Annotated in this window: 16 protein-coding genes; 10 read left to right on the forward strand and 6 right to left on the reverse strand. The window is 37.3% G+C overall.

The features are described from left to right. Positions 1-2 precede the first annotated feature (2 nt). Positions 3-632 (reverse strand): NAD(P)H-dependent oxidoreductase, encoded by a 630-nt coding sequence (locus tag MNY27_RS01450; RefSeq protein ID WP_152183897.1) that lies wholly within the window; start codon positions 630-632, stop codon positions 3-5. After that, entirely contained in the window at positions 622-942 is a 321-nt protein-coding gene (locus MNY27_RS01455; RefSeq protein WP_152183812.1) for a hypothetical protein, read from the reverse strand. The genes MNY27_RS01450 and MNY27_RS01455 overlap by 11 nt, the downstream gene beginning before the upstream one ends. Before the next feature lie 151 nt (positions 943-1,093). On the opposite strand from MNY27_RS01455, the gene htpG reads away from it, so the two are divergent. Then, a complete protein-coding gene (htpG, locus tag MNY27_RS01460; protein ID WP_346391784.1) occupies positions 1,094-3,025 on the forward strand; it encodes a molecular chaperone HtpG in 1,932 nt (643 codons plus the stop codon). Between the two features lie 108 nt (positions 3,026-3,133). Continuing rightward, on the forward strand, positions 3,134-3,655 hold the full coding sequence (locus tag MNY27_RS01465; protein ID WP_188109453.1) for a hypothetical protein: 522 nt from the start codon (positions 3,134-3,136) through the stop codon (positions 3,653-3,655). Positions 3,656-3,660: 5 nt separating this feature from the next. Here the strand turns inward: MNY27_RS01465 and MNY27_RS01470 are convergent, their stop codons facing one another. Both MNY27_RS01470 and MNY27_RS01475 read right to left on the reverse strand, forming a co-directional pair. Continuing rightward, positions 3,661-3,831, reverse strand: a complete 171-nt coding sequence (locus tag MNY27_RS01470) for a hypothetical protein (RefSeq protein WP_188109452.1) — start codon at positions 3,829-3,831, stop codon at positions 3,661-3,663. 11 nt (positions 3,832-3,842) lie between these two features. After that, positions 3,843-4,148, reverse strand: coding sequence for a hypothetical protein (locus tag MNY27_RS01475; RefSeq protein WP_152183810.1), 306 nt, complete (start codon positions 4,146-4,148; stop codon positions 3,843-3,845). Between the two features lie 184 nt (positions 4,149-4,332). Here MNY27_RS01475 and MNY27_RS01480 point away from each other — a divergent pair, with 184 nt between their 5' ends. From MNY27_RS01480 to MNY27_RS01490, 3 genes are read left to right on the forward strand one after another with little or no spacing between them, the layout of a single operon-like run. Further along, the gene (locus tag MNY27_RS01480; RefSeq protein WP_152183809.1) at positions 4,333-4,566 is read left to right on the forward strand and encodes an OadG family protein; all 234 of its coding nucleotides are present in this window, start codon (positions 4,333-4,335) and stop codon (positions 4,564-4,566) included. Positions 4,567-4,574: 8 nt separating this feature from the next. Beyond that, positions 4,575-6,377: a biotin/lipoyl-containing protein gene (locus tag MNY27_RS01485; RefSeq protein WP_152183808.1), complete on the forward strand. Its 1,803-nt coding sequence runs from the start codon at positions 4,575-4,577 to the stop codon at positions 6,375-6,377. 4 nt (positions 6,378-6,381) lie between these two features. Next, positions 6,382-7,719, forward strand: coding sequence for a sodium ion-translocating decarboxylase subunit beta (locus MNY27_RS01490; protein WP_152183807.1), 1,338 nt, complete (start codon positions 6,382-6,384; stop codon positions 7,717-7,719). A 226-nt stretch (positions 7,720-7,945) separates the two neighbouring features. Here the strand turns inward: MNY27_RS01490 and MNY27_RS01495 are convergent, their stop codons facing one another. Beyond that, positions 7,946-8,902, reverse strand: coding sequence for a chemotaxis protein (locus MNY27_RS01495; protein WP_152183806.1), 957 nt, complete (start codon positions 8,900-8,902; stop codon positions 7,946-7,948). Between the two features lie 119 nt (positions 8,903-9,021). Here MNY27_RS01495 and MNY27_RS01500 point away from each other — a divergent pair, with 119 nt between their 5' ends. Genes MNY27_RS01500 through MNY27_RS01520 form a run of 5 tightly spaced genes read left to right on the forward strand, consistent with a single transcriptional unit; the run spans position 9,022 to position 14,951 of the window. Continuing rightward, on the forward strand, positions 9,022-9,831 hold the full coding sequence (locus tag MNY27_RS01500) for an HlyD family secretion protein (RefSeq protein WP_152183805.1): 810 nt from the start codon (positions 9,022-9,024) through the stop codon (positions 9,829-9,831). Further along, positions 9,821-11,569, forward strand: a complete 1,749-nt coding sequence (locus MNY27_RS01505; protein ID WP_346391785.1) for a molybdopterin-dependent oxidoreductase — start codon at positions 9,821-9,823, stop codon at positions 11,567-11,569. Before MNY27_RS01500 ends, MNY27_RS01505 begins: the two co-directional genes overlap by 11 nt. A gap of 9 nt (positions 11,570-11,578) precedes the next feature. Beyond that, on the forward strand, positions 11,579-12,760 hold the full coding sequence (locus MNY27_RS01510; RefSeq protein WP_152183803.1) for an aspartate aminotransferase family protein: 1,182 nt from the start codon (positions 11,579-11,581) through the stop codon (positions 12,758-12,760). Continuing rightward, positions 12,717-13,946, forward strand: a complete 1,230-nt coding sequence (locus tag MNY27_RS01515) for a TolC family protein (RefSeq protein WP_152183802.1) — start codon at positions 12,717-12,719, stop codon at positions 13,944-13,946. Before MNY27_RS01510 ends, MNY27_RS01515 begins: the two co-directional genes overlap by 44 nt. Further along, complete coding sequence (locus tag MNY27_RS01520) at positions 13,947-14,951, forward strand: SAM-dependent methyltransferase (RefSeq protein ID WP_152183801.1); 1,005 nt, start codon at positions 13,947-13,949, stop codon at positions 14,949-14,951. On the opposite strand, the gene MNY27_RS01525 is transcribed toward MNY27_RS01520, so the two are convergent. Beyond that, complete coding sequence (locus MNY27_RS01525) at positions 14,952-15,326, reverse strand: metalloregulator ArsR/SmtB family transcription factor (protein ID WP_152183800.1); 375 nt, start codon at positions 15,324-15,326, stop codon at positions 14,952-14,954. Positions 15,327-15,432: the final 106 nt, after the last annotated feature.

Below are 15,432 nucleotides of genomic sequence, written 5' to 3' on the forward strand. Positions count from 1 at the left end.
AGTTACTCTATAAACTCGACAACTTCATCAAAGGAAAGTCTCATTTGTGATGGTTGTGGTTTGATTCTATAGCCAAAAGGCAGTATGAGTGCTACTTGGTATTTTTTCGTATCAAGTTCGAGGACTTTTTCAACATTATCTTTCTCAAAACCCTCTATAGGACAAGAGTCTATGCCGATGTATGCAGCTGCACTCATCATATTTGCCGCTGCTATGTAGGTTTGTTGTGTACTCCAGCAGTAGATGTTCTCATCAGAACTGAGTGTCTTTTGTAGATGTTTTGCATAGAGATCTAGATAGGAATCAAGTTTCTCTTGTGGCATCTTTCTACGCTCAAATCTTTTTAAAGGTATACCACTTTGAGGTTTGAGACTCTCAATGGCAGCTAAAATGACAACTAAATGAGAACAAGAAGTAATCTGTGGCTGATTCCAGCAGAGCGGACGAAGTTTCTCTTTAATCTTTTGATTGGTGATGACTAAAAACTTCCACCCTTCCATTCCAAAAGAAGAAGGAGATTTTCTTCCCATCTCCAAGATGTAATGCATCTCCTCATCAGGGATCTTTTTTGTTTCATCAAAGACCTTACAGGCGTGGCGAAAGTCCATCGCCTCAGTAAATTTATTTTCTATCATTTTCTTCCTCCATGCATAAGATTTTGGCACTGTACCAGTCCGCAATGGCTGCATCACTGTAGTGGTATTCACGTTGCGTGAGCGGTATGACCGAGTTTCTCAGTTTCGCTCGAATGATACCAATGATGATAAAGCCAAGCAAAAAAGCAGCACCTGCAATAAAGTAGTCATAAAAGTACCATACAGCCAAGCCAAAAGGGTAGATGGCATACTGTAAAAAAATGCGCAACAGCAGTGCAATCAGTTTACATTTTTTTGAGTGCAGTTTTGGCGTCGGCTCTATAAGGTTTATATACTCTTTATTCATAATAAGATTATAACCAAAAAAAAGAAAACCAGATGAATTAGATGGAAAAACTAAAGTAACTTTAGTCAAATTCACTAAACTTTCTTGATAAAACTTGCAACTATTAGCTTTTTTTGCTAAAATTCTCTAAAAAATTAAAAGGATTATGAAAATGGCAAAACATCAATTTCAAACAGAAGCAAATCAGATTTTACAATTAATGATACATTCACTTTACTCAAACAAGGAGATATTCCTGCGTGAGCTTATCTCAAATGCATCGGATGCACTTGACAAGCTCAATATGTTGGTTTTAACAGATGAAAAATATAAAGGGGTAAAGTTTGATCCACGTATCGACATTAAACGTGACAAAGATGCAAAACTTTTAACAATTGCAGATACCGGGATCGGGATGAATGAAGAGGATCTTATGAACAACCTCGGAACGATTGCCAAGTCTGGTACAAAAGCATTTTTAGAGAACCTTACGGGAGATCAAAAAGTTGACTCTCATCTTATCGGTCAGTTTGGTGTTGGATTTTACTCTGCATTTATGGTCGCTGACAAAGTAGAGGTTGTTACGAAAAAAGCGGGTGAAGAGAAGGCTTACAAATGGGTAAGTGACGGTAGTGGTGAGTTTGAGATCGAAGAGACTACAAAAGAGGGACATGGTACAGAGATTACACTGCATCTCAAAGATGATGAGAGTGAGTTCTTAGAAGAGTATCGCATTGAAGCGATCGTGAAAAAGTACTCAAATCACATTCCATTCCCAATCTTTATGGACAAAGAGAAGTTCATTCCTGCAAAAACAGATGATGACGGTAAAGAGATCGAACCAAGTAAAACAGAGATCGAAAATGTACAGATCAACTCTGCAAATGCACTCTGGACACTTCCTAAGAGTGAGCTAAAAGATGAAGATTACATCTCATTCTATGAAACATTGGCACACTCAAATGAAGAGCCGCTTAAATGGATGCACCATAAAGCTGAGGGTGCTATAGAGTATACGACACTCTTTTACATTCCAAGTAAGGCACCGATGGATATATACAGAGTTGATTATCAACCAGGTGTGAAGCTCTACATCAACCGTGTATTTATCACTGATGATGACAAAGAGCTTATGCCAACATACCTGCGTTTCTTACGTGGTGTGATTGACTCTAAAGACTTGCCTCTGAATGTCTCACGTGAGATACTGCAGTCAAATCCAGTAATGGCAAAAATCAGAAATGCATCAGTGAAAAAAGTACTCTCTGAGCTTGGAAAAATGATGGAAAAAGAGCCAGAGAAATATGATACTTTCTATAAAGAATTTGGAAATGTACTCAAAGAGGGGCTTTATAACGACTTTGCAAACCGTGAGAAGATTTTAGAGCTGCTCAAATTCCACACGCTTAACTCTGATGAAATGACAACGATTACTGAGTTTGTTAAAAATGTAGATGAAGACAAGGTGAATGACGAAGTCAGAGAGGGTGACCTGGGTCAGAAAAAAGAGATCTACTACCTTGCAAACAAAGCATCTGTTGATATGCTCAAACACTCTCCTGTTTTAGAGAAGTTTAAAGCGCGTGGTATTGATGTACTCTTGCTTAATGAAGAGGTAGATACGATCATCTTCCCAATGGTAACAGAATACAAAGAGTACAAACTCATCCCAGTAGCTGATGCAAAATTTGAAGAGAGCGAAGAAGAGAAAAAAGCTAAAGAGGAGCTTGTAAAAGAGTTTGAAGGACTTGCAAAAGAGTTCAAAACTACTCTAAGTGATGCTGTCAAAGAGGTCGAGGTTACAACTGAGCTAACAGACTCTCCTGTGGCACTCAAAGTTGATAAAGATGATCCGGCATTTATGATGGCTCAGATGATGAAACAGATGGGTCAAGCTGGTGATGTGGAAGAGCCGGCACCGATTTTACAAATCAATCCGAAACACGAGCTTATTGCAAAACTCAAAGAGTCAAGTGACCAGAACCTCATTGAAGATGCTGCGCATGTTCTTTTTGATCAGGCAAAACTCTTTGATGGTAGAGAACTTGATGATACAGCAGAGTTCGCAATGCGACTCAACCGCATAATCACAAAAGCAATATAATTTTTTTGAATGGGTGTAATTGTAGCACCCATTCGTTTTTTTTCTATTTCTCCATTTTTAGTTTACTTTTTATTTACTTTTAACACAGAAATATGATATGTTTCTTCTATGTTACATAAATTAAACTTTTTCCGTAAACCAGTTGTAAAAGAAGCAGAATCAAATGATGTTGAACTTTTAAAGAAGAGTGCTACAGAAGTGTGCAATACTCTCTTTTCAGATAAATTAGCACATCTTAAGATACAAAATTATACGTATGATACAAAAGAAGCTGTTGCTGAACTAGGACTCGATAAAGAGATGGTAGAGCAGTTAGTGGATGATTATGTGGCGCAGATAATAAAAGCGATCATTCAATTTGATGAGTATATGGAAAAATTGCAGCACTCTGAAGCAAATCAGATAGAGTTAGATTATACACTTTTTAGAGACCTTGCACATAAAAACTTGGGCGTAGCCCGAAATCTTCGTATAAAAGATGCTGAAGTGCTTCTTTATGAGCTTATGAAAAAAGATGACCTAGAGTACCTGCTTATATGCTTGGAAGCTTTGAAGGTATGTGCAATAAAACTTCGTCCAAAATGTGCCTATGACACAATCAAACTTATACAGATAAAAAACTCTCTTTAAGGGTTTTATCTCTCACGTAGAGACTGTGAAATCTGTTCAAGCTTTCCTTTCGGTTTTGTGATAACCTGAACTTCTTCTTTTTGAGGCGGTAGAATAAAGGCAAGCAGTATAAAGATAAAAGAGAAGGCAATTCCCCCTAATATACTGAGTAGCACTTTTAATTTAAAGTCATCCATTTTTTGCCTTTTTAGGAACTTTTTTCCTGCTCACTTGTCATATATATCCAAAACTCTTTATGTGTGTAGCCTTTGTTTAAAAAGAAGAACTGTAAGATAGCTACTCTGTAGAGGGTGATAAACATTTTTGCATAAGGAATAAAAAGACTTAAACGAACAAGCAGGGACTGCTCTTTATTTCCTTTGGACTCTATCATCTCCTGCATGCCGATATTTTTGCTTAGATAGACTCCAAACATCATCGACATAACAAAGTTGAGAATAAGTCCAAATATCATATATGCAATAAAATCTTGTTCATACATTCCTGCTATCATAACTGTTAAATCCTTGAAAAATTATCTCTCTTAGAAGTATTTTATCTAAAAAGATATCAATTAAAGATTAGACTTCGAAAAAGTAACAGAATTCTAATATTAAAAAAGATTAAGTAAAAGAAAAACTTTCTTTAAACATCTTTGTACTATACTACCTGCACAAATTATGAATAAAGGTAATTTTATGGAGACTAACCTCGTAATAGAGGGAGTTAAATTTATGTTTTTAGGAATGGGAACAGTGTTCGCATTCCTAATTATAATGATATTATTTATGAATTTAATGTCATATGTAATACATAAATTTTTCCCTGAGCCACAGCCAAGTGCGGATATGCAACAAGCAGGTGCACAAAAAGACAATAAGAAAATAATTGCAGCAATCACAGCAGCAATTGCACACCATAGACAAGGTTAAGGATTATAATGGCTAAGAAATATATAGATGTAATGGATACAACTTTTAGAGATGGTTTCCAGTCAGTTTTTGGTGGTCGTGTATTAATGGATGACTTTTTTCCGGCAGTTGAAGCGGCTAAAATGGCTGGTATTACTCACTTCGAGTTTGGTGGAGGAGCGAGATTTCAATCGCTTTACTTTTACCTGAGAGAAGATGCATTTGAGATGATGGACAAGTTCCGTAAGATCGTTGGACCAGATGCAAACCTTCAAACACTTGCTCGTGGTGTAAATACAGTAATGCTTGATACTGGTAGTAAAGAGCTTATTGACCTGCATGCAAAAATGTTTAAGAAGCATGGTGCAACGACTATTCGTAACTTTGATGCTTTAAATGATGTAGAAAACCTGAAATACTCAGCTGAGAGAATTACACATCATGGTCTTAAGCATGAAGCTGTTGTTACAATGATGGATCTCCCACCAGGATGCCATGGTGCACATACGGTTGAGTTCTATGAAAAAACACTTCGTGATATCTTAGACAGTGGACTTCCATATGACAGTATCTGTTTTAAAGATGCAAGTGGTACTTCAAACCCTCAAAAAGTTTTTGAAACGATTCAAATGGCTAGAAAACTTTTAGGTGATGATACACATATTCGTCTCCATACACATGAAACTGCCGGTGTTTCTGTAGCTGCTTACATGGCTGCACTTGAAGCTGGTGTTGATGGTATCGATATGGCAGCAAGTCCTGTGAGTGGTGGGACAAGTCAACCAGATATCTTAACTATGCTTCATGCAACTAAGGGAATGAACTATGACCTTGGTGGTTTAGAGCTTGGTAAGATACTTACATATGAAAAAGAGCTTCAAGCATGTCTTGAAGATTACTTTATGCCGCCAGAGGCGACTATGGTTTCTCCTATTATTCCATTCTCTCCAATGCCAGGTGGTGCACTTACTGCAAATACGCAAATGATGCGTGACAATGGTATTATGGAAAAATTCCCAGAAGTAATTGCTGCAATGCAGGAAGTTGTAGAAAAAGGTGGGTACGGTACATCAGTAACACCGGTTTCACAGTTCTATTTCCAACAGGCACTCAACAATGTTATGCAAGGTCCTTGGAAAGCAATTGCTCCAGGTTATGGAAAAATGGTTCTTGGATACTTTGGTAAAACTCCGGTTGAACCAGATCCAGAGATAGTTAAAATTGCTTCAGAGCAGTTAAAACTTGAGCCAACAACTGAAAAAGCTTTAGATCTGGCTGATGCTGATCCTGCAAAATCTTTAGAGAGCTGGATTAACAGACTTAAAGATGAAGATATCGAGATCACTGAAGAAAATATCTTTATCGCAGCAGCTTGTCAGGAAAAAGGTATCGCATTCTTAAAAGGTGAAGGCGAATTAAACGTACGTAAAATTTCAGAAATGAAAAAAGATTGTGAAGAAGGAAGTTCAAATATGGGTAGTGGAAATTATACAGTAGTAGTAGATGGTCAAAAATTTAGTGTTCAAGTAGCAGAAGGTGATGCAGATATCCAAGTAACTGCAGTAAATGGTGAAAGCGCAGCTCCAGCAGCAGCGGCTCCAGCAGCAGCATCAGGTGAAGGTGTAGATATCAAAGCATTACTTCCGGGTAATGTTTGGAAAATCGTAGCGAATCCAGGTCAGAGCGTTAATGAAGGTGATGTAATCATGATTCTTGAGTCTATGAAAATGGAGATAGATGTTGTTGCACCAAAAGGTGGAGTAATCAAATCTATCAATGTAGCTACAAATGATAAAGTTGTAGAAGGTCAAGTCGTAGCAGTCTTAGGATAAGCAGATGAAAAATATTGTAATTAAACTACTTGCATCATTGATGCTTTTTGCATTTGCATTTTCTGCAAATGCTGCTGCATCAGAACATGCAACAACAGAACAGCAAGTATCATCAACGCATAAAGAAGAGAATTATCAATCTAAACCTTTTTCAGAGATGATAACAGGATTCTTGGAGTCAACAGGTATCGTAGCACTTGTAAATCCACGTGAGGATGAGATGAGTGCAACTGGTCAGCCAATGAGTGATTTTCATAAAGGTTTAGGCCGTGTAATTATGATTCTTGTAACATTTTTACTTTTTTGGCTTGCAATTGCTAAAGGTTTTGAACCACTTTTACTCCTACCTATTGCTTTTGGTGGACTTTTAGCCAATATTCCGGTAGCTGGTATCGCAGGAGATCACGGCTTTTTGGGAGTCATCTATCAGATGGGTCTCTCGAATGAAATGTTCCCTATCATCATTTTTATGGGTGTTGGTGCGATGACAGATTTTGGTCCACTATTATCTAACCCTAAAACAGCGCTTCTTGGTGGTGCTGCGCAATTTGGTATCTTTGGTACACTTGTTGGTGCAGTTGCACTCTCTCAAGCTAGTCTTGTTGACTTTACACTGCAGCAAGCATCTGCGATTTCAATTATTGGTGGAGCGGATGGTCCGACATCTATCTTTATCGCAACAAAACTTGCACCTGAGCTTCTTGGAGCGATTGCGGTTGCATCATACTCATATATGGCGATGGTACCAATCATTCAGCCTCCGATTATGAAAGCGTTAACAAGTGAAGCTGAGAGAAAAATCAAAATGAGTACACTACGTCACGTATCTCGTTTAGAGAAACTGATTTTCCCTATTTTAGTACTTGTTCTTGCGATTTTAGTTTTACCAGAATCTACACCACTTATCGGTGCGTTTATGTTTGGTAACTTCTTAAAAGAGTCAGGTGTAGTTGAGCGTTTGAATGATACGCTTCAAAATGCACTTATCAACATTACAACGATCTTCTTAGGTCTTGGTGTTGGTTCTAAACTGGCAGCAGATCAGTTCTTAGTACCTGAGACTATGTTTATTATGGTTCTTGGTATCGTTGCATTCTCTGTTGGTACTGCAGCAGGTGTACTTATGGCTAAGATTATGAATCTTTTCCCAGGTCATAAAATTAACCCACTTATCGGTTCAGCAGGTGTATCTGCAGTTCCTATGGCAGCTCGTGTATCAAATAAAGTTGGTATGGAGTATGATAGAACGAATATGCTTCTTATGCATGCGATGGGGCCTAATGTTGCGGGTGTAATCGGTTCAGCCGTAGCAGCCGGAGTATTAATCTCACTCTTTCAATAACTAAAATGTAAATAGCGACGCACTTGCTGCGTTGCTTCTTTCTCATACCCCAAGAGTACTTCCTCGTTTCACTCACAGCGCATACGAAAGTACGCTTCGTCATCAGCGCCTTGTACCCCAAGGGCATTTCTTTCAGGGCACTTTACATCACTCTTTAAATTTATTCGACGTAATTATTTTATAGATTTTTGAAAAATTAACAAAAGAAAAAAGAAAAAAGAAAAAACTACGCTTGGGCAGTTTTTTTCATGATTGAAGCGATAAGAGGGATGATGTTATGGCTTTTTGTTTTATCGATAAAGCCATCTGCTCCAAGGACTTCTGCTTCACGTTTATTATTGTCACCTGTCATTGATGAGTTTATAACGATTGGGATATTGCTTGTTTTTGGATTTGACTTTAAGAGTTTAACAACAGTAAATCCTGACATCTCCGGCATCTCAATATCTGTAATGATAGCAGAGACTTGTTCAATCTGTGCTTCATCGAGCTCATTGATATAATCAAGAAGTTTTTTTCCATTGTCAAAAAGTTTCATAGTAATATTTGCACGTGCGAAGAGTTGTACAAGATGTCTTTGTGCCGTTTTAGAGTCCTCTGCAATGAGAACTGTTCCAAATTTGAGCTTATCAGGAAGATCTATGTCTTTAAGCATCTCTGTATCTCTGTCTACATCAACAAGTGCTTGTGGTAGCACATCTGCAAGAAGTTTTTCATAATCAAGTATCAAACAGAGTGAGCCGTCTTCCAGGCGTGTATCGTTCATGACAACACCATCTTCTTTAAGTCTGTAACTATCAGGGGCATGCATCTCATTCCAGTTTTTCTTGATAACTCTATATGCAGACATAATACGAAGACCGATAATCACGCCGTTAAAGTCACATATTAAGATATTTGAGCGTTCAATCTCCTCTTTTGTAAGAGTCACCCCTAGCCATGCCGGTAGGTTTAATATAGGAATCTGCAGACCACGAAGAATGATAGTGCCTTCTAAAAGAGGATGTGGTGAAGGTATCTGTGTTAAGAAATGATTTTTTGATTCAACGACTTCTCTTGTTTTGAAAACATTGATAGCATAGTATGCAGAGTCCTCTTTTTCGCTTACACGAAATACCAAAAGTTGCAGTTCGTTGTTTTTTGCCAGATTTGTAGCAGCATCAACATTATCTAATACAGACATTAAATACCTTTTCGTTAAATATGCCTTAATAGTAGCAAAAATAAAATGAAATATGCTTGAATATTAGCTAGGAAATGTTAAAATAGAAACTATTAAAATTAAAAAGAAGGCATAATTAAGTGAGAATACTACTCTATCTATTTTTAACTTCACAACTTTTACTCAGTGAGGTCTATTACTCAAAAGTACAACCTTACAAGTTTAAAAAAATTACATCGAATGTCATTGGAGAAGTGACTTTTATTGATGAAAATATGCTGGGTAAAAAGCTCTCTAAAAAGCCGTTTCTTCTTATAGATTCTGAAATTGACACAGCAGAACTAGCAGATGTGAGAAAAAAACTCATAAGTTTGAAAGATACACTGAAACTAAATCAAGAGATATTACAAAATTTAAAAGAAGTACTTAAAAGAAAAAGAGCAAATTTTAAAAAAACAGAAGCATTAAAAATAAAATCCCGTATTGATAAAGATAGAGAGTTCTATGATTTGATTGTAAGTGAGAACTCATTTATCGCAACACAAAAAGAGGTAAACTCACTGAAAAACTCCATTGCTGACCTAGAGTTGCGTGAGATACAGCTGCAAAAAAACATACGAGATAAAAAAGCTATACAAGAGGGCTATTTACTCTATTCTATTGATGTTGAAGAGGGACAGGTTGTCAATATTGGTACTCCATTAGCAAGAGTAGCAGATATGTCAAAAGCACTGCTGACAGTTTATGTAGATACAGATGAATTACAAAATATTCAAGATAAAATTATCTATATTGATGACAAAAAGAGTAATTATAAGATTTTACGAGTCTTAAATATTGCAGACAGTATCAATATATCAAAGTATAAAGTACAAATTGCTATAAATGCACCAAAAGTTTTCTCTCAATTGGTAAAAGTTGAGTTTAAAGGACAAAAAGATGAAAAGTAGTATTACGGCTTGTCCATTGGATTGTTATGATGCCTGTGGCATTGTTTATGATGATGGCAAACTAAAAGCTTTTAAAGACGGACATACAAATGGTTTTTTATGCCCTCATATTAACCATTATGATGCTCATGCAAGAATAGAAAAAGCTCGTTATAAAGGTCAAGAGATTAGTATGGATGAGGCTCTTGCTAAACTCAAGGAGATACTTGATGCTAATCTGAAGAGTGAAACGCTCTGTTATCGTAGTAGTGGAAACTTCGCATTGATGCAGGGTGTAACAGAGCATGTTTTTGCTCAAATGGGAACGTATGTTACAGAGGGATCACTTTGTGACGGAGCAGGAGAAGCGGGAATCATTGAAGGCAGAGGAAGCAATAAAAATATGCCACTCTCTGAGATTGCAAAGTCTGAAGTTATTGTTTTTTGGGGAAGAAACCCTCACGTAACATCTTCACATCTCTTACCGCTCATTAAAGACAAGACAGTTATTGTTATTGATCCTGTAAAGACAAAGATTGCAAAGATGGCAGATCTGCATATTCAGATCAAGCCGCATACTGACATCTTTTTAGCGATGCTTCTGTACCGTTTTTTGCACATTGAAGATTCGTGTGATGATGCATTTTTAAAAGAGTTTGCAAGTGAGCATGAAGATTATTATGAACTTACGCAGACGATTCGTATTAAAGCGATACTTGAAGATATCGGTATGACACTTGGGCAGATTGGTGATTTCTTACATCTTGTCGTCGGCAAAAAGACGGCTATCGTTTGTGGTGTCGGTATTCAGAAGTATCGTGACGGTGCAGATGTTATGCGTGCTATCGATGCTTTTGCCGTAGGTCTTGGTCTTTTTGGAAAAAAGGGGTGTGGTGTTGCCTATCTAGGTAATTCAAAAGAGGCTATAAAGATGCCATTTGATCTCAGTAAAGCAAAAAAAGTCTCTAAGGTAGATACGCCTTTTGATGAGTTTAAAACAGTTTTTATCCAAGGTGCAAACCCACTCTCTCAGATGCCAGACTCAAACAGAGTGCGAGACAGTATCGAACATGTTGAGAATGTTGTCTATTTTGGTTTGTATGAGAATGAGACAAGTGAGATCGCAGATCTGGTCATTCCTGCCAAAACATTTTTAGAAAAAGATGATATCAGAACATCTTATTCACATAACGGCATGATGTTAATGCATCAACAGCAAGAGAGTGATATTGGGATATCTGAGTATGATTTAGCGGTATTTTTAGCCAAAGAGTATGATATTGCGCTAAAAAGTGAGGCTGAGTATCTTGAACACTTTAAAAATCATGCTGTCGTGAAGATTGATGGCTCTTTTGAAGTAGAAAAGCGTGAAGCAATACCTTATCAAGAGGGCTTTGATACGGATGATGGTGAATTTGTTTTTTTAGAAGAATTTGAAGTACCGCAAAAGGTCGAAGAAAATGAGTTCTATCTTATCACTGTCAAATCACCGAAGTCACTCAATTCTCAATTTTACAGAGAAGAGAATGTCTATCTTCACAGTGCTCTAGGATATAAAGAGGGTGAGTTGGTAAAACTTATCTCAAATGTAGGTGAAGTAGAGTTGCCGGTAAAGCTGAATGATGACTTGCGTGAGGATTGTGTTCTTATTTACAGCGGGACTAAGGGCGTAAACAATTTAACGACTTCAAAACATTCCTATGAAGGTAAAAGTGCAATCTGTCAAGAGAATTTTGTCAGAATTGAAAAAGTAAATTAAAGGATTTTTATGAATATAGAAGAGCTAGATAAAAAATATGTGTTGCCGACATATGCGAGAGCAGATGTTGAGTTTGTAAAAGGTGAAAATGCAACACTTTTTGATGCAGATGGGAAAAAATATATAGATTTTACTTCGGGAATCGGTGTGGTTTCTGTCGGACATGCCAACAAAAGAGTTGCACAGGCTTTGTGTGAGCAGGTCTCACAAATAACACACATCTCAAATCTTTACTATATTGCGCCGCAGGCTAAAGCAGCACAGAGAGTGGTAGAGGCAAGTGGCTATGATATGCAGTGTTTCTTTGGAAACTCCGGTGCAGAAGCAAATGAGGGAGCTATTAAGATAGCACGTAAGCACGGTGAACGTGATGGAGAGATAAAACGCTATAAAATCATTACACTCAACCACTCATTTCATGGGCGTACAATTACAACCGTAAAAGCAACAGGCCAAGAGTCTATGCATAACTACTTTGGACCGTTTCCTGATGGTTTTGTTTATGCCGATGGCATTGATGAGATAGAATCTCTTTTAGATGACCATACAGCAGCTGTAATGATAGAGCTGATTCAAGGTGAGGGTGGTGTTGAACCGCAAGACAAAGAAAAAGTGCAGGCTCTGGAAAAACTGCTTAAAGAAAAAGAGATTCCGCTTATCGTTGATGAAGTACAGACTGGATGTTATCGTGTAGGTGAATTTACAGCTTCTCAGGCTTATGGTATTGAACCTGAAATCATTACTTTAGCAAAAGGTGTTGCTGGAGGAGTTCCTGTCGGTATAGTTATGACAACACTTAAAAATGTGCTCTCAGCAGGTGATCACGGCTCAACTTTTGGAGGAAACTATCTCTCAGCTCGTGCAGTATGTGAAGTAGTTGATATTCTCGATGAGCTAAAAAAGAGCGGTGATTTGGAGAGTACATCTTTGATTTTCAACCAAGCTCTTGAAGCATTTTACAAAGAACATCAAGATATTTTTACTCAAAAAGTCGGCTTTGGTATGATGTGTGGACTCCGTGTAAAAGATGCCGAGACTTTGTCAAATATCATCAATAGTGCAAGAGAAAATGGAGTGATGGTGCTTAAAGCCGGAAGAAACACACTTCGTTTCTTACCACCACTTACAATTACAAAAGAGGAAATTGATGAAGGCTTTAAAGCTCTCACTGCTGCTGTTTCTGGGCTCTAGTCTTTTTGCCAATGAGAACAATGCAAGTTTAGATGCTTATATCTCAAAATACAAGCAAGATGCATTTGGGTATGATTATGAAAAGAATGCAGCAGAGAGCTCAAAACTGCGTGATTCATGGATAGCACCGCTCAATATAAACTACTCATTTTCACGCTCAAAACCCTATGAAAAAGAGCAGCAAAATGAGAGTGCTGCCATTAAGATGGACCAACCGATTTTTCAAAGTGGTGGTATCTATTATGGTATCAAATTTGCCAATGCAAGCAGGCGCTATTCGGACTACAGCATTGATGTTGCAAAACGAAAGATGATAAAAGATGCCGTAGCACTGCTTATGCAGATAAAGCAGACTGCTTTAAAAGTAAAAAAACAGAAACTTTTAATCAAAAACTCCGAAATAAATCTGGCACAGAAAAAAGAGCAGTATCTTAGTGGACAGCTGGATTCTGGTTTCTTGGACAATGCAATCATTCAAAGAAATATAGTCATCCAGACACTTTATGATATAGAGACAGTAAAAGAAAAACTTGTGACACAGTTTCAGACCTTGAGTGATCTGGACTATAAAACAGCAAGGATTCCACATCTTGAATATTTGACACCAGAGCAGTTTATCAAACATAATATCGTACTTAAACAAAGAGATGCTGAGATTCAAAAAAACAGATATGCTAAAGATGTGCGTGTCGCAAAGTATCTTCCTCGCGTAAACATCACAGCCGGGTATAACTGGAGTAAAAGCAGTGGGCAGCAGTTCTATGCTGGTGGTAGTCTCTTTGACAGTTCGAACGAGTTAAATTATTATGATTATGGTTTTCGGGCAACTGTTCCTTTGGATATCAATACATTTCGTGATATTGAATCAGCACGTGTAGATTATCTCAAAGCACAGCTACTTAAAAAAGACAAACAAAGAGAACTGCAGGCTCTTTTTGAACAGGTCATGCATAATATTGAAAACTTTGACAAGAAAATAGCACTTTCAAAAGAGAACAAAGAACTCTATAGTAAGTTACTTCGTGATACAAAAGAGCTTTTTGCTGCAGGGTACAAGACAGAGTACGATGTCGATACGCTCAAAAACTCTTTGGAGATACAAAATATAGATACAGAGATATATGAGATAGACAAGCAGTTAGAGTTGTTAACACTCTATGAGATGTATGTAAATAGTGGAGAGTAGATGAAATTCAGTGAATATATGACAGAGTGGCTCTATGGTGAAGATGGTTACTATACGACCTATAAAAACATAGGGAAAGAGGGTGACTTCTATACAGCAGTAAGTACAAGCAAGTTTTTTGGTGGTACCATTGCCAAGCATATCATTGCTTTGGTGGATGAGGGATTTTTACAGCCTGATGCAACGATTTGTGAGATTGGTGCGCATCATGGTTACTTTTTGGCTGATGTGTGTGAGTTTCTTTATACGTTAAGACCGGCATTGCTCTCTTCGTTTAACTTTGTCATCATTGAGCGTTTTGATGATCTGCAGAGGCAACAGAGAGAATATTTTGCAGAGAGTTTTGGTGATGTTGTAAAGCTCACACACTATAAATCTCTGCGTGAGATGCATGTCGAGAATGCTTTTTTTATTGCAAATGAGATATTTGATGCATTTCCTTGTGAACTCTACTTCAAGGGTGATGTGGCACGAGTTGAAGATCATGAAGTGATATTTGATCAAAAAGATGATTGGGTAGAGCAAAAAGCGAAAAAGTACCATAAAGACAGAGGTGAGATAGCTGTTGGCTATGAAGAGTTTGCACGTGAGATGGCAGGAGCTGCAGAGCAGTTTGAATTTATGAGCTTTGATTATGGTGAGATGCAGGCTCGACCAGATTTTTCACTGCGTGTCTATACGAAACATAAAGTACTTCCTTTTTTTCTCCCTGAAGATAATGAAGATTACATTCCAAGAGAACAGCTTTTTAAAAAGAGTGATATTACCTATGATGTGACCTTTGAGCATGTAAAAGATGCTTATATTGAAGCTGGAGTTGATTTTGTAGAGTTTAAAGCACAGATGGTGGCTCTTGTTGATATGGGACTTTTAGAACTTTTGGAGATGCTTCAAAAAAATGCAGATGAGAAGATCTATAAACAAGAGTTAGAAAAAGCAAAAATCCTTATCATGCCAAACTTTTTGGGTGAGCGTTTTAAAATGATACGTTTTCGCAAGCAATAATCAGCTGAGGGTTACTTCTCCAAAAAAGGCTTCTCGGTTGTTTTCAAAATTCTCAACGAGTGTACTAAAACAACTGCCGAGCTCTCGTATTGTTTCAATATTTGGTTCAATATAGATTTTATTCCCTTTTTTCTCCATAGTGACAATATTGGCCTCACGCAACTCTTTTAAATGCTTTGAAATAGTAGGTAAAGAGAAGTTAAAATGCTCAGCGATAGTGCTTACACATGTTGCATGAGGGCTTACCTGAACATTTGGGTCTTTTTTATCAATGGAACAGGTATAACCACCTGTAAATATATTTTTAAAAATAAGAAATCGTGTTTCATTCCCCAATGCTTTAAAAATTTTTATCTTCTGCTGCATATCTAACATACATACCCTTATTCATTGCTTGACATTTTATAAAAAAGATTATAGCATACTTGAAGCTATTTAGCTAAATGCCTAAATTCGAATTTAGCTAAATAGATTTTATATA

The sequence above is a fragment of the Sulfurimonas sp. NWX79 genome, from assembly GCF_039667035.1.
In the GTDB taxonomy this organism is placed as follows: Bacteria; Campylobacterota; Campylobacteria; order Campylobacterales; family Sulfurimonadaceae; genus Sulfurimonas; species Sulfurimonas indica.

Excerpts from the sequence above, each read along its gene's own strand:
- MNY27_RS01455 (WP_152183812.1), bottom strand. The coding sequence starts at position 942 with ATGAATAAAGAGTATATAAACCTTATAGAGCCGACGCCAAAACTGCAC.
- htpG (WP_346391784.1), top strand. The coding sequence starts at position 1,094 with ATGGCAAAACATCAATTTCAAACAGAAGCAAATCAGATTTTACAATTA.
- MNY27_RS01465 (WP_188109453.1), top strand. The coding sequence starts at position 3,134 with ATGTTACATAAATTAAACTTTTTCCGTAAACCAGTTGTAAAAGAAGCA.
- MNY27_RS01470 (WP_188109452.1), bottom strand. The coding sequence starts at position 3,831 with ATGGATGACTTTAAATTAAAAGTGCTACTCAGTATATTAGGGGGAATT.
- MNY27_RS01475 (WP_152183810.1), bottom strand. The coding sequence starts at position 4,148 with ATGATAGCAGGAATGTATGAACAAGATTTTATTGCATATATGATATTT.
- MNY27_RS01480 (WP_152183809.1), top strand. The coding sequence starts at position 4,333 with ATGGAGACTAACCTCGTAATAGAGGGAGTTAAATTTATGTTTTTAGGA.
- MNY27_RS01485 (WP_152183808.1), top strand. The coding sequence starts at position 4,575 with ATGGCTAAGAAATATATAGATGTAATGGATACAACTTTTAGAGATGGT.
- MNY27_RS01490 (WP_152183807.1), top strand. The coding sequence starts at position 6,382 with ATGAAAAATATTGTAATTAAACTACTTGCATCATTGATGCTTTTTGCA.
- MNY27_RS01495 (WP_152183806.1), bottom strand. The coding sequence starts at position 8,902 with ATGTCTGTATTAGATAATGTTGATGCTGCTACAAATCTGGCAAAAAAC.
- MNY27_RS01505 (WP_346391785.1), top strand. The coding sequence starts at position 9,821 with ATGAAAAGTAGTATTACGGCTTGTCCATTGGATTGTTATGATGCCTGT.
- MNY27_RS01510 (WP_152183803.1), top strand. The coding sequence starts at position 11,579 with ATGAATATAGAAGAGCTAGATAAAAAATATGTGTTGCCGACATATGCG.
- MNY27_RS01515 (WP_152183802.1), top strand. The coding sequence starts at position 12,717 with ATGAAGGCTTTAAAGCTCTCACTGCTGCTGTTTCTGGGCTCTAGTCTT.
- MNY27_RS01520 (WP_152183801.1), top strand. The coding sequence starts at position 13,947 with ATGAAATTCAGTGAATATATGACAGAGTGGCTCTATGGTGAAGATGGT.
- MNY27_RS01525 (WP_152183800.1), bottom strand. The coding sequence starts at position 15,326 with ATGTTAGATATGCAGCAGAAGATAAAAATTTTTAAAGCATTGGGGAAT.